10 protein-coding genes are annotated in these 13754 nt (G+C 60.8%); 1 reads left to right on the top strand and 9 read right to left on the bottom strand.

From position 1 onward, the window contains the following. Positions 1-66 precede the first annotated feature (66 nt). From FHW77_RS17765 to FHW77_RS17740, 6 genes are read right to left on the bottom strand one after another with little or no spacing between them, the layout of a single operon-like run. Positions 67-1662, bottom strand: a complete 1596-nt coding sequence (locus FHW77_RS17765; protein WP_044459798.1) for an ABC transporter substrate-binding protein — start codon at positions 1660-1662, stop codon at positions 67-69. Positions 1663-1705: 43 nt separating this feature from the next. After that, the gene (locus FHW77_RS17760; RefSeq protein ID WP_044459797.1) at positions 1706-2839 is read right to left on the bottom strand and encodes an S-methyl thiohydantoin desulfurase family protein; all 1134 of its coding nucleotides are present in this window, start codon (positions 2837-2839) and stop codon (positions 1706-1708) included. Next, the gene (locus FHW77_RS17755) at positions 2832-4388 is read right to left on the bottom strand and encodes a hydantoinase/oxoprolinase N-terminal domain-containing protein (protein ID WP_182590611.1); all 1557 of its coding nucleotides are present in this window, start codon (positions 4386-4388) and stop codon (positions 2832-2834) included. Before FHW77_RS17755 ends, FHW77_RS17760 begins: the two co-directional genes overlap by 8 nt. A 17-nt stretch (positions 4389-4405) precedes the next feature. After that, positions 4406-6052, bottom strand: coding sequence for a nickel ABC transporter ATP-binding protein NikE (nikE, locus tag FHW77_RS17750; RefSeq protein ID WP_044459796.1), 1647 nt, complete (start codon positions 6050-6052; stop codon positions 4406-4408). A gap of 4 nt (positions 6053-6056) precedes the next feature. Next, positions 6057-6938 (bottom strand): ABC transporter permease, encoded by an 882-nt coding sequence (locus FHW77_RS17745; RefSeq protein WP_022563594.1) that lies wholly within the window; start codon positions 6936-6938, stop codon positions 6057-6059. Further along, on the bottom strand, positions 6938-7966 hold the full coding sequence (locus tag FHW77_RS17740; RefSeq protein WP_044459795.1) for an ABC transporter permease: 1029 nt from the start codon (positions 7964-7966) through the stop codon (positions 6938-6940). The genes FHW77_RS17745 and FHW77_RS17740 overlap by 1 nt, the downstream gene beginning before the upstream one ends. 135 nt (positions 7967-8101) lie before the next feature. Between FHW77_RS17740 and FHW77_RS17735 the strand changes: the two genes are divergently transcribed. Further along, the gene (locus FHW77_RS17735) at positions 8102-10453 is read left to right on the top strand and encodes a helix-turn-helix transcriptional regulator (RefSeq protein ID WP_044459941.1); all 2352 of its coding nucleotides are present in this window, start codon (positions 8102-8104) and stop codon (positions 10451-10453) included. Positions 10454-10456: 3 nt separating this feature from the next. Here FHW77_RS17735 and FHW77_RS17730 read toward each other — a convergent pair whose 3' ends face one another. Genes FHW77_RS17730 through araD form a run of 3 tightly spaced genes read right to left on the bottom strand, consistent with a single transcriptional unit; the run spans position 10457 to position 13734 of the window. Continuing rightward, complete coding sequence (locus FHW77_RS17730; protein WP_003506768.1) at positions 10457-11167, bottom strand: ribonuclease activity regulator RraA; 711 nt, start codon at positions 11165-11167, stop codon at positions 10457-10459. A gap of 34 nt (positions 11168-11201) precedes the next feature. After that, positions 11202-11999 (bottom strand): NAD-dependent epimerase/dehydratase family protein, encoded by a 798-nt coding sequence (locus tag FHW77_RS17725; protein ID WP_100911395.1) that lies wholly within the window; start codon positions 11997-11999, stop codon positions 11202-11204. A 10-nt stretch (positions 12000-12009) separates the two neighbouring features. After that, positions 12010-13734 (bottom strand): L-arabinonate dehydratase, encoded by a 1725-nt coding sequence (gene araD / locus FHW77_RS17720; RefSeq protein ID WP_044459793.1) that lies wholly within the window; start codon positions 13732-13734, stop codon positions 12010-12012. Between the last annotated feature and the right edge of the window lie 20 nt (positions 13735-13754).

The following is a 13754-nucleotide window of genomic DNA, read 5'->3' as shown; positions in this document are numbered from 1 at the left end:
CCCTTTGAAGTTCCAAGTCTGGCAGGCCCCGCCTTTGTGGCGGGGCCGGTTTTCATGAAGTGAAGATCACTCCGCTTTGCAGTCCCAATGGAAGTTTGAAAAGTTCAGATCCCAGCTCTGCATGGGAATGAACTCGTAACCCTGAAGGCACTTGTTCGCCGCATAACGGCGGTTCGGCGCAACCGCCCAGACGTCAGGCTGAAGATCGACGATCTTTGTCTGCAGCTCCTTGTAGGTAGCGTTCTGCTCGTTCACATCAGTGGTGGCGCGAACCATGTCGATCAGCCCGTCGATTTCCGCGTTCTGCAGCCATTCCATCGACATCCAGGTGCCGGATGCCTTGGAATGATACTGGTTGTAGAACATCGAATCCGGCGACGGATAGGTCGGCGAGATGTTCACCTGCGTCGATGCCGGCGTTGTTTCGGGCTTGGAAGAAAGCTCGACGATACGGTTCCACGGCTCAGGCTTGATATCGAGCGTGATGCCAATCTGCTCGAGGCTCGACTGCAACAGCAGCGCCACTTCCGCCTCGAAGGCGAGCGACGCGACATAGCTGTTGACGAGCGTGATCTTCTGGCCGGCATATTTCGACTTCGCCAGCTCTTCCTTGGCTTTTTCCAGATCGTAGACGCCCGGCTGGATATCGCCATTATGCGCGTCCTTGAACGCGTCAGAGAGCGGTCCCTTCATATCGAAGCCCGGATAGATCACTTCCTGGATCGTCTTGTAGTCGGTCGCATAGGCGATGGCGCGACGAACGTGGACGTCGTCGGTCGGATAGACCTTGGTATTGAGCTTGATGACGAAGCCGCCGGCGGTGCGGGTCTGGATCAGCTTGTAACCCTTCATCCGGCCGATGGATTCATAGGTGTCGTTGCCGAGCCCGTGCGAGGAAAGGCCGAGCTCACCCTTTTCCGCCAGCGCCTTGACGGTGGCGTCGTCGCTGGTCTGCACGAAGCGCACCTCATCGATCGGCTTGCCCTTCGTCCAGCCGAGGAAATAATCGGCATTGCGGGCGATGACCATGTCGGCGGAGCGGTTGTAGCTGATCAACTTGTAGGGGCCGGAACCGGCGGAATGTTCGCCGACATAAGCCTCGCCCCATTTGTCTTCGGGCTTGGCATTGGCTTCGATCAGCGTCTTGTTCATTGCCATCATCAGCGGCGTCGCCGCCATGAAGGGCGAGAACTGGCGGTCGATCTTCATGACCAGGGTTGCATCGTCAGGTGCGGTCACGTTTTCAGGCTTCAGCACGCCGACGATGAGGTTCGACGGGCCCTTGTTGATGCCGAGCAGTCGCTGGATCGACCAGGCAAGATCGGCCGCCTTCACTGCCGTACCGTCCTGGAACTTCGCATCGCCACGCAGGTGGAAGGTGTAGGTCAGGCCGTCCTCGGAAATCTCCCAGGATTTCGCCAGATGCGGCACGATTTCGCCCTTGGCGTTTACCGTGGTCAGACCGTCATACATGTTCACGATGGCCATGTAGCCGGTATAGTCAGTCACTTTCGCCGGGTCGAGCGAGCTGAATATCTGCATGGTGTTGACCGCGACCGACACCTTGTCTTCCGCAAGGGTTGCAGAAGAAAGGACCGGCAACGCGAGCGCCGTGCCGAGTGCCAGCGCGGCGAGACGGGAAGAAACTACAGGCATTTTCATTATCGTTCTCCTCTTTATTGCGGGTCATCGGACCCGCTTATGGTTAGGCAGCCTTGCTGACCGGAACGGGCAGCGGTAAGAAAGGAATGTCCGGATAGCCGAAGGCCGCCGGGCCAACGACCTCAAGCGCGCGGGCGCTGCGCAGCAGGTCGTGACAGGGAATGGCGATGACGGCTACGCGCTGGCCATAGCGCAGCACTTCGGTGGTGATCGGATAACCGGTGTCGACATCGAGCAGGACGATCAGATCGGGAACCGTCACTTCCACCTTGCCGTCACGGGAAAACAGCAGGAATTCGTTCTGGATGGCGACGCCTGCCGTCTGGCCGGCGCAATCGTCGAAGCCGGAGAGCGTAAGATCGCCGACGGCGAAACCGCCGCGAAGATGGCGCTTCAGATCGGTGATCTTGCCGTTGAAGATGCGCCGCCCGCCTTCGAGCGCGCAGACTGCAGCAATAGGGTCTTCCTGCTGCTTGCGGGCACGGATCACCGCCTCACCGATGGCAATGGCCTTGGTGTAGGTTTTCGGAATGCCATACTGGTGCACGTAGTGCGCCTGCATCGGCGCGGTCGCCAGCATCGCGCCGCCGCCCTGCGAGACGACGCAGGCGCGCGCCATGCGCTCGTGCCAGACCTCGGAAACGGCATGGCTGAAGATGACGGCATTACCGTGCAGATCGCACATCACCGAGGGCGTGGAACTATGGCCATAGATGGAGAAGGTGGTCATCTGCATTTCCGGGAATGCCCGGCCCATGCCGTCGCAATCGAGGATCGGCAGGCCGCCCAGCGCCGCCGTCACCAGCGGGTTCATGGAATTGGAACCGCCGATTTCCTCGCAGACGATGGCGTCAACTGGCGTGCGGATCAGCTCTTCCATCGCCCGCAGGCAACGCAGGCCTTCACGGCCTTCGCGAATGCGCTCGACGCCGACGACAGGCGCGCCGATACCGCCGATGGACATGCAGAGCGCGTCCGGCTCGATGGCGTCGGTTGCGAGAATCTTCATCTCGTAGCCGGCCTTCATGGCCTCCAGCGCCAGAAGCTTCCCGAGATACGGATTGCCGCCGCCGCCCGTGCCGAGAATGCCGGCGCCGATTTCCAGTGCGTCGAGATCTTCACGCGTCAGCGTCCGCAATGCCGCTTCGTCATATTTCAGCTTGCGTGTCTCAGCCATGATTGGCCCCCATTTCTCCAACAACTTTCACATGAATGCGGGTGGCGTTGCCGGGCAGGTAAGCCAGCGGCATATCCTCGCGCTCGATTACTTCGAGCGTCGCGGCAATCGCGCCGGCGGCAACCGCCTTTTCGCGGGCCTCCGCTTCTGCCTCCGCCAGTGTGCTCTCGCGCGTGCGTCCATCGACGAGTGAGAAGACCCGGTCGGTCTCACCGCTGATCTGCGCAATGGCCGCGCCAACGGCATTGGCCACCGCGAAATTCTCAGGCCGGATAACCTCAAGATCACCGATGCGATCCGGCATCAGGATGGAACCGCCGCCAACGGCGATAACCGGCACTGGTGACGATGAGATGCGGCTGCGCTCCACGCAGGCTTCAAGCATGTCGTTGATCTTGTTGACGGCCGCATCCACGAGCTTTTTGTCGAGGCTGGAGACCAGCCTTTTCTCGCCCACATCCGCCTTGCCAGAGGCAACCGCGATATCGGTCGCCGTCAGGGTCGAGCCACCGAAGCAGAGCGCTTCGCGGCGGACGCGGTAACCGACGGATTTCGGCCCGACAGTCAGGCCATGGTCGCCATTGACCACGAGGGAACCGCCGCCAAGACCGATGGAGAAAACGTCAGGCATGCGGAAATTGGTGCGCACGCCGCCAATATCCACCGTGGTCGAGGCCTGACGCGGGAAGCCGTGTGAAAGCGAGCCGACGTCTGACGTGGTGCCGCCTACATCCACGACCACGGCATCCTTGAGACCGGTGAGGAAGGCCGCACCGCGCATGGAGTTCGTCGGACCGGAAGCGAAGGTGAGCACGGGGAAACCGCGCACCACGTCAGCCGCCATCAGCGTACCGTCGTTCTGTGTGATATAGAACGGGCAGGTGATGCCTGCAGCCTTCAGCGCTTCGCCGAAAGCCGCAACCGTGCGGTCGGCAAGCGACAGCAGGCTGGCATTCATGATTGCCGCACTTTCGCGTGCAAGCAGGCCATGGCGGCCGATATCCTTGGACATCACCACCGGCAGACCGGGGCAGCGTTCCTGCAGGATTTCCTTCGCCCGAAGTTCCATCGCATCGTTGATGCCGCTGAAAACGCAGGTCACGGCAGCGGCCTTCAGGCCCTTGGCGCGAATATCGGCGGCGATGCGGACGATCTCGTCCTCATCGAGTGGCGAAATTTCGCGGCCGTCGAATTCATAACCGCCGCGCACCTGGTAACCGTGGTTGCCGACGATTTCCTTGAGATCATCCGGCCAGTCGACCATGGGCGGCAGGCCGGCACCGGACGGCAGGCCGAGCCGGATGGCTGCAACCTCGTCCATATGCCGGCGCTCGATCACCGCATTGGTGAAATGCGTGGTGCCGATCATCACGGCACCGATGCGAGCCCTGTCTATGCCCGATGCCTCGATGACCTTTTCAAGGGCTTCGATGACGCCTGACGTCACATCCTCTGTCGTGGAGGCCTTCACCCCCGCCAGAACGGTCTTATCCTGCAACACAACGGCATCGGTATTCGTGCCGCCGACGTCAATTCCAACGCGATACACGTCAGGCTCCTCTTTCATCAATCGGTCGTTTTGACGAGGAAGCGCATGCGCTCTTCCTCGGTCACCGTGGGTTTGAGACGTTCTTCCTCGTCGGTGACGACGGGGATGGCCGCGATCAGGGCGCGGGTATAGGGATGGGCCGGTTCGGCGAAGACCGCCGACGTCACGCCCTCTTCGACAATCTCGCCCCGCAGCATGATGGCGATGCGCGAACAGAAATTGCGCATCAGCGACAGGTCGTGCGAGATCATCAGATAGGTCAGGCCAAGCTCCTCACGCAGCTGCAGCAGAAGGTCGATAACCGTCTTCTGCACGGACACATCGAGTGCGGCCGTTGGCTCATCGAGGATGAGAATTTTCGGCTCGGCCGCCAACGCCCGGGCAATCGCCACACGCTGCTTCTGGCCGCCGGACAGCTCATGCGGATATTTGCCGAGATAGGATTGCGGCAGCCGCACCAGCCCCATCAGTTCCTGCATGCGGTTTTCCCGCGCCTGCCCATCCATGCCGATGGATTTCAGCGGCAAGGCAAGCGTCTGTTTCACCGTGCGCTTCGGATTAAGCGAGGTGCCCGGGTTTTGATAGACGATCTGCGTCAATCGCTTGCCGCGCGCAGGCGCGGGAGCGTCAATGACAAGATTGCCGGAGGTCGGGCGCGAAAGGCCCATGATCATACGGGCGACGGAAGTTTTGCCGGAGCCGGATTCACCGGCCAGGCCGAATACCTCGCCTTCCTTCAGCGTCAGATTCACATCCCGCACGGCGTGATAACCGTTGCGCCGACCATAAATCTTGTTCAGCCCTTCGATGGTGACGATGGGCGAACGCGTGCTCTGCGCCAGATCGGTGACGCGCGGGCCATAAAGCGGAGGCACGGCATCGAGAAGCGAGCGCGTATAATCCTTGGCAGGGCTATGGAGGATTTGCGTGCAGGGTCCGGTCTCGACGATATCGCCGTGATGCATGACCACGACCCGATCCGCCACCTTGCGTACGACGCCGAGATTGTGGGTGATCATCAAGAGCGCCATGTTTTCTTCGGCGACCAGCTGGTTGATGAGATTGAGGATTTCATCCTGCGTCGTCACATCAAGTGCCGTGCCCGGCTCGTCCGCGATCAGGAGCTTCGGCTGATGCAGCAGGGCAAGCCCGATCAACACGCGCTGGCGCATGCCGCCCGAAAGTTCGGACGGATAGGCGTTCATCACCCGCTCGGTGTCGGCAAGCTGCACCCGGCGCAGAACGGCAGCTATGCGGTTGCGACGCTCGGCCTTGGACGAGTTGATTCCATCGCGCTTGTCGGCGAAGCGCATGACATCATCGAGATGCGTGCCGATCTTGAAGACCGGATTGAAGGAGGAGAGTGGGTCCTGCATGATCAGTGAAAACGCGGTCCCCTTCAGGGCCTCACGCTCCCTGCGTGGCATGGACAGCACATCCCGGCCATCGATGACGATGGCACCTGACGTGATCGCGGCGTTTTTCGGCAGGGTACCGATGATTGCCTTCGCCGTGACGGATTTGCCCGACCCGGTTTCGCCGATCAACGCCACGCGTTCGCCGGCGGCAACCGTGAAGGCGACATCGCGCAGCACCTGCCGGGTGCGGCCGTAATTGGTGAAGGTGACGTTGAGGTTTTCGACCTTGAGAAGCGGTTCAGTCATGGCCTTAGCTTTCCACGTCGAACATGTCGCGCAGGCCGTCGCCCAGCAGATTGAAACCCAGCGTCACGTAAAGCACGGCCGCGCCGGGGCAGAGCACTTCCCACCAGAAATCCGGCATGAACTGGCGCCCGTCGGCGACCATCGATCCAAGGTCAGGCGTCGGCGGCTTGACGCCGAAACCCAGGAAGCTCAGCGTCGCGCCGAACAGAATGACGAAGGCGGCATCGAGCGTCGTCTTGACCGAAATGACCGAAACGCAGTTGGGCAGTATTTCGCGGAAGAGGATGTGTAACGGGCCGGCACCGGCAAGACGCGCCGCCTCGATGTAATCTTCCGAAGCGATGGACTTCGATACCGAATAGATCAGCCGCGCATGCCAGGTCCACCACAGCAGCGTGATCGCGATCATGGCATTCGTCAGCGTCGGTTCCAGGAGGTTGGAAACCGCGAGCGCCATGACGAGTGGCGGCATGGCCAGCATCACATTCGTCAGGCCGCTGATGAGTTTTTCGGTCCAGCCGCCGAAATAACCGGCGATCAGGCCGAGCACAGTTCCGACCGGAACCGAAATACCGAGCACGCCGATGACGAGAAGCAGCGAGACACGCAGCCCGAAGATGGTGCGGGAAAAGATATCGCGCCCGGCCTTGTCGGTGCCGAACCAGTGTTCCAGATCCGGCGGCATATGGCGGGCGCGGAAATCGACGACCGCGCCGATATGTTTCGGATAGGGCGTAAGCCAGGGTGCGAAGACCGCCAGTATAAGCACCGACAGAAGGATCAGCGAGCCGATGACCGCCGCCGGATTGCGACTGAAGCGATACCACATCATGTAACCGGCGCTTAAGCCCCGATCGGTGGGTTCGAGCATTTTCATATCGGCCATCAGCGAGCCTCCTTGCGGCGCAGGCGCGGGTCGATGATCGAGATCAGAACATCCACGATCAGGTTCGCAACGATGAAGAACAGGCCGGCCACCAGCACCACGGCGGTCACGGCGTTGAGGTCTTTCTGCAGGATGGCGTTGAGCCCGTAGGAAGCAAAACCGCCCCAGGCGAAGACCATCTCGATCACGAAGGCATTGCCGATCAGCGACGCGAATTCGAGACCCATGATCGTCAGCGGCGCGATGGAAGAGAGCTTCAGCAGGTAACGGAAGATGATGACCCGCTCCGGCACGCCGAAGCTTTGCAAGGTCAGCACATGGTCCTTGCGCTGGTTCTCGATCATAGAGGAGCGCGTGATGCGGGTGATCTGGCCGATGCCGGCCATGGAAAGCGCAAAAGCCGGCAGCGCGAGATGTTTCAACGCATCGAGCACGACGTCGAAACGTCCGGCCAGCACGCCGTCGACAAGGATGAAACCGGTGGGGCCGCCCTGCCAGCCAAGCGAATGATCGAGCCTGCCGATGATCGGCCAGCCGGAGAAAAAGCGCGCTGCCAGCAATTGCAGCGTGATGGCGAAGAGAAAGCTTGGGATCGTGACCCCGGTAAGCGACAGGATGCGACCGATGTGATCCAGCGGCCGGTTGCGATAATGCGCCGTGATGACGCCGAGCGGGATGGCGACGAGGAACATGAAAATGACCGAGACCAGCACCAGTTCGACGGTCGCAGGAACAGTCTGCGCCAGATCGGTTGTAACGGGGCGCTGCGAAACCAGCGAGAAGCCCAGATCACCATGCAATGCATTGCCGATATAATCGAGATATTGAACGGCGAGCGGCTTGTCGAGGCCCATCTGCCCGCGCAACGCATCCACCTGCTCCTGCGTTGCCGCCGGCCCCAGCGCCATGCGGGCGGGATCTCCCGGCACCACGCGGGCCAGCACGAAAATCATGATGGACAGGGCGATCATGACCAGCACGAAGGTGCCGAGCCTGTTCAAAATCGCGACCAGCGGATGTTGCTGCATCGGTGGAACGTTCCTTGTGCATCGGTTGCCTGAGCACAAGTTTTCACCACATGGCCATTCGAGCAATCGCTGAAAGGTATAGTTTTTTAAAGAATGAGTATAGGTTTTTTGAAACTGATATCCTATCCCTTTACCATGACGCTTCTGCCCCGGACCCACCTCTGCAATCGCATTGCCAGCGAAACCGCGGGCGTGGTGTTTCTGCGCGCACCGGCGGGTGCGGGAAAAAGCGTATTGCTGGAGACGCTGGCAAAGGAGCTCGGAGCTCAGATATGCCGCACGCACCAGCCGCAAAGCGATGACGCGGTCAATGGCAACCTGCTGTGGGACATTCCAGTTTTTGCAAGGGCGGTACGCATGCCAGCCCCCATTCTGGAGTCGGTGCGTTTCGTCGTCATCGCCTGCCGGCCGGACCAGAGGATCAGCGGCATGGCGCGTCACATCCTGCATCACGGCTCGCTCACCATAGGACCGGAAGAACTCGCCTTGCGGCCAGATGAGGCAGACGACCTTCCACCCGGGCAACGACGGCTGGCACTCGAGGATTACGCGGGATGGCCGGCCTTTCTTTCGCTGGCGCGCCTGCCGGATGACACGTTATGCGCCGACTATCTGCGCGAAAGCTATCTGCCCCATCTCACGCCCGCCCAGACCGTCGAACTTTCCTTTTGGCTCGAAAACCCTTCCGCCGCCCCAGATGCTGACTGGGCCATGCTTCTGCCGCCCTTTCTGACGGGAAAACCCGACAATCACCACACACTGATACGGCTCCTAACGGTCGCGGCAAGAGAACGCCTCGCCACCTTGCAGGCCGGCAGCGCCGTGGTGGAGGTCGCCTCGGCCTTCGAAAAGGCAGGGCATTCGCTCGCAGCCATGGCGATGCTGCTCGATCGCGGTTACGAGACCCATGCCGCGCAAATCCTCGAACGCGCCCATGGGCGGGAACTGATCTACCGGAGCAGCGTCGACAGGTTTCGCGAAATCATCATGCGGTTTTCGCAGGATATGATCACCTCCAATGAAACCGTCCTTTTCGCGGTTACCCGCGCCTTGCTGAAACAGGGCGAATTGCAGCGCGTGCGCCATCTGCTCGGCAAAAGCCTCGGCTCGGATTACCTTGACCCGCTGAAGGTGCTAGCCCGCGGCTCACGGTTTTCCTTCGCCGCCCGCACCTTCCGGCTGAACCTGATGATCGCCGAGGACCTGACGCCCAATGACGCGGTGATAACGCGGCTTGGCGAGTTCATGGCGGATTACCCCATGGACGATCACGGGAAATGGGCGGCCTATTACAATGCGCTGCTTGAATTCGAAATCCGCCGTCGCAATTTCCGCGAGGCAGAGGCGGCCGCCGCCCGCGCGCTTATTTATCTGCGCAAGATGGGCGGACAGCCTCTGCTCGAATTCTTCATCCATCTGCACCAGATAGTGCTGCGGCTGATGAGCGGCGATGTGCTTTTGGCGCGCCGGGCGGCGCAGGAAGCGCGCGTACGGCTGGAACAGGTGCCGCATGATGCCATGCAGGAGTTCCGGATGCTGCGACTGGCGGAAGCCTGCCTTGCCTATGAGGCCGGAAAACCGCGCGACCTGCTGCATTTCGTCGAACATGACTTCGATCATTTTGCCGCCGCCGAAATCTGGCCGAGTCTGATGCAGTTTGCACTGCATTACGCCTCGCAGGTGCTGATCGACCATTTTCCGATGACCGTTCGTCCGGGTTTTCTGGACGGACTCTGGATTCATCTGTCGGAGGGGTTGCAGTTTCATGCGATGATGGAGATCAGAACGGCCATCGCCTATCAGAACGCCAACCGTTGGGCAGATGCCGCAGCGGCGCTTTCAGCAGTTCGCATGCCCATGGGCCGTAACTGGGTGGAGAGCGCCCACGAAGACCTCTCTCGCCTGACACGTCGTGATGAAATCGCCTATGTCATGGCCTGGCTGCGCGACGCGGTGCATCTGTTCACACCCCGCGCCTATCTCTCCCGGCAGATCGATGCGATGATCGCCAATCCAAAGGTCACCAATCGCGAGAAGGTCGCATTGAGAATCTGGCAGAGCTATGCCGCGCACCAGCGCCGTGACAACGCCGCCGCCCGCGCGCATATACTCACCGCGCTTGAATCGGCGACCCGCCTTGGCTGCAACGGTGTGCTGTCGGAAGAACGCGTCTTCCTTTCGCCGCTTCTCAACAATCGCCGCATCCGCAGTTTCATCGAAACCTCATCCGATGTCCGCACCGCGCTGTCTATTTTCGCCGCCTCGGTGAACTCACCGCAGGCCCGGGCGCTGCATGGCGGCCTTTCTCAACGGGAAGCACAGATGCTGCAGCTATTGGCCAGCGGCATGTCGAACAAGAAGATTGCTCAGACGCTCAACATCTCGGAAGTGACAGTGAAGTTTCACCTTGGCAACCTGTTCCGCAAGCTGGATTGCAAACGCCGCGCGGAGGCGATCCGCGCGGCGAAAGCACTGGGCTGGTTATGAGGCTCAGCGGTTATTCTTCTTGCGCCATTCGGCAAAGGCCGTCTGGTGCTCTTCCTTGGTGCAGGGGTAAAGGCCGATGATCGTCTGGCCGGCCTTGACCTGCTCTACCACGAAATCCTCATAGGCTGTCATTTCAACCGCTTCCGTCGCCACTTCATCGGCAATGCCGGCGGGGATGACGATGACGCAATCGGCGTCACCCACGATGATGTCGCCGGGAAACACCGGTGCATCGCCGCAGCCGATGGGGCCGTTGATCTCGATGGCCTCGTGTTTGGTCAGATTGGTGGGGCTCGAAGGGCGGGTGTGGTAGGCCGGAATGTCCAGTTCGGCAATGGTGGCCGCATCCCGGAAACCGCCATCGGAAACGATGCCCGCACCACCGCGAACCATGAGACGCGTCACCAGAATATCGCCGGCCGAGGCGGCAGAGGCGTCCTTGCGGCTGTCCATGACAAGCACGTGGCCCGGCGGGCAGGTTTCGATGGCAACACGCTGCGGATGGGCGGGATTGCGGAATTCTACGAGCTGGTTGCGATCCTCGCGGGCCGGCATGTAGCGCAGGGTAAAGGCCGGGCCCACCATGTTCTTGCCCTTGTAGCCCAGCGGGCGAACGCCCTGAATGACCTGGTTTCGCAGGCCGCGCTTGTAAAGCGCTGTCGCCAGCGTGGCGACGGAAATCGTCATCAGTTTTTCGCGCGTTTCATTGTTCATGTCTGTTTCCTCGCAATGGCCGGATGGATGTGTTTCAAGTCCTGTGAATGGGCTCGTCGATGAAGACGCCACCCTGATATTTTGCGATCGCAGCCTCGGGGCCGGGGCGCGGGACGTCGCGCTCGATTTCGGCCCGGTAGCGCGCGGCATTGTCGCGCCGCTGCCAGCCGAGAAAATCGACATGGGAATTATCCCACCAGCTGTCGTCATTGGCCGAAACGCCCCAGATAACTGGGCAGCCGAGTTTTGGCACACGGAAGGTTGCCTCTATCAGAGAGACAAAGTCACCGTAGCTGAGCCAGGTCGACAACATGCGCCAGTTCGTGGGTTTCTCGTCACAGGAGCCGATACGCACGATAGCCGTCTCCTGTCCGAATTTGGAATGGTAGAGGCTTGCCATGGCCTCGCCAAAAATCTTCGAAACCCCATAGAGGCCATCAGGCAAAAAAGGCGTCTCAGGGCTAAGTTGCTGCCCCTGCGGGTAATAGCCGATCGTGTGGTTGCTGGACGCGAACAGGATGCGAGGTTTGCCGTGCGCCCTCGCCGCCTCGTAGAGATTGTAGACACCACGCAGATTGGCAGCCTCGACGGGATCAAACGCCCTTTCTACGGAAACTCCGCCGAGATGGACGATGCCGTCGCAATCCTTGACCAGGTCGTAAACTGCCTGCTCGTCCTCCAGCGCGCAGTGGACGAGCTCTTCATGGGGCGCTGGCGAACCGAGATCGACCATATCAGAAAGACGGATGGTTTCGGCAACATGGCCAAGCCGCCCGCGCAACATGCTACCCAGCTTGCCGCCGGCACCGGTGATGAGCAATCGCTTCAACATGATGGGCCTCTTAGAAAATATCGGGCTCGCCGGCGGAACGGCCAAAATCCGTCTGCAGGAAGTCGAAGTCGCAACCCTGGTCGGCCTGCGTCACGTGCTTGGAGAAGAGATAGCCGTACCCACGTTCATAACGCGGCGCAGGCGCTTGCCATGCCGCCCGGCGCTGAGCGATTTCCTCTTCGCTGACCAGCATGTCGAGACGACGCTGCGGCAGGTCGAGGCGGACGATATCGCCGTTTTTCAGCAGCGCCAAGGGACCGCCAACGAAGCTTTCCGGTGCGACATGCAGTACGCAGGCACCGTAGGACGTGCCGGACATGCGGGCGTCTGAGATGCGCAGCATATCGCGGTGGCCTTTTTTGATCAGCGCCTTTGGAATGGGCAGCATGCCCCATTCCGGGAAGCCGGGGCCGCCGAGCGGACCGGCATTGCGCAGCACCAGCACATGGTCGGGCGTCACATCGAGATTTTCATCGTCGATGGCGGCTTTCATTTCAGGGTAGCTGTCAAACACCAGCGCCGGACCCTGATGTATATGGAGTTTGGGGTCGCAGGCGGCGGGCTTTATGACGGCACCGTCAGGGCAGAGATTGCCGCGCAGCACGGCAAGAGAGCCTTCCGCATAGACGGGATTGTCCAGCGAGCGGATGACGTCGTCGTTGTAGACCTTTGCACCCTCAAGGTTTTCGCCCATGCTGCGGCCAGTCACGGTCAGCACGGAACAGTCGAGACGACTTTCCAGCTGCTTCATCAGCGCCCTCAGGCCACCGGCGTAAAAGAAGTCCTGCATCAGATAGTTCTTGCCGGAGGGGCGGACATTGGCGATGAGCGGTGTAACGCGGCCAAGTTCGTCCAGCTCATCCAGCGTCATCGGCACGCCGGCGCGGCGCGCCATGGCGATGAGGTGGACGACGGCATTAGTGGAACAACCTGTCGCCATGGCGACGATGGCAGCGTTGCGGAAAGCTGCCGCCGTAAGGATGCGGTTCGGTGTCAGGTCTTCCGACACCATCTCGACAATGCGGCGGCCACAGGCTGCGGACATCCGCTGATGTTCGGAATCGACTGCCGGAATGGAGGAGGCACCCGGCAGGGTGATGCCGAGCGCGTCGGCAATGGCCGTCATGGTCGAGGCCGTGCCCATCGTCATGCACACACCGGCAGAACGGGCAATGCCGCCCTGCACGCCACGCCATTCCTCGTCCGTGACATTGCCTGCGCGGCGCTCATCCCAATATTTCCAGGCGTCCGAACCCGAGCCCAGCACCTTACCGGCATAATTTCCGCTCAGCATCGGGCCGGCGGGCAGATAGATCATCGGCACACCGGCCGAGATCGCACCCATGACGAGGCCCGGCGTCGTCTTGTCGCAACCGCCCATCAGCACCACACCATCCAGCGGATGCGAGCGGATCATTTCTTCCGTCTCCATCGCCAGCATGTTCCGGTAAAGCATCGATGTCGGCTTGGTGAAGCTCTCATCCACGGAAAGCGACGGCATTTCGACGGGGAAGCCGCCAGCCTGCAACACGCCGCGTTTCACATCCTGCACGCGCTCTGGAAAGTGCGAATGACAGGTGTTGAGCTCCGACCAGGTGTTGAGGATGCCGATGACGGGTTTGCCGATAAAATCCTCCTCCGCATAGCCCAGTTGCATCATGCGCGAGCGGTGGCCGAAGCTGCGCAGGTCGTCGGGAGCGAACCAGCGGTCGGAGCGGAGTTTTTTATCGGTCATGTCATTGGTCCTACGTTGCG

Source organism: Agrobacterium sp. RC10-4-1 (assembly GCF_014138475.1).
Classification (GTDB): Bacteria; Pseudomonadota; Alphaproteobacteria; order Rhizobiales; family Rhizobiaceae; genus Agrobacterium; species Agrobacterium pusense.
This window is presented reverse-complemented; position numbering and strand designations above follow the sequence as displayed.

Excerpts from the sequence above, each read along its gene's own strand:
- FHW77_RS17765 (WP_044459798.1), bottom strand. The coding sequence starts at position 1,662 with ATGAAAATGCCTGTAGTTTCTTCCCGTCTCGCCGCGCTGGCACTCGGC.
- FHW77_RS17760 (WP_044459797.1), bottom strand. The coding sequence starts at position 2,839 with ATGGCTGAGACACGCAAGCTGAAATATGACGAAGCGGCATTGCGGACG.
- nikE (WP_044459796.1), bottom strand. The coding sequence starts at position 6,052 with ATGACTGAACCGCTTCTCAAGGTCGAAAACCTCAACGTCACCTTCACC.
- FHW77_RS17745 (WP_022563594.1), bottom strand. The coding sequence starts at position 6,938 with ATGGCCGATATGAAAATGCTCGAACCCACCGATCGGGGCTTAAGCGCC.
- FHW77_RS17740 (WP_044459795.1), bottom strand. The coding sequence starts at position 7,966 with ATGCAGCAACATCCGCTGGTCGCGATTTTGAACAGGCTCGGCACCTTC.
- FHW77_RS17735 (WP_044459941.1), top strand. The coding sequence starts at position 8,102 with ATGACGCTTCTGCCCCGGACCCACCTCTGCAATCGCATTGCCAGCGAA.
- FHW77_RS17730 (WP_003506768.1), bottom strand. The coding sequence starts at position 11,167 with ATGAACAATGAAACGCGCGAAAAACTGATGACGATTTCCGTCGCCACG.
- FHW77_RS17725 (WP_100911395.1), bottom strand. The coding sequence starts at position 11,999 with ATGTTGAAGCGATTGCTCATCACCGGTGCCGGCGGCAAGCTGGGTAGC.
- araD (WP_044459793.1), bottom strand. The coding sequence starts at position 13,734 with ATGACCGATAAAAAACTCCGCTCCGACCGCTGGTTCGCTCCCGACGAC.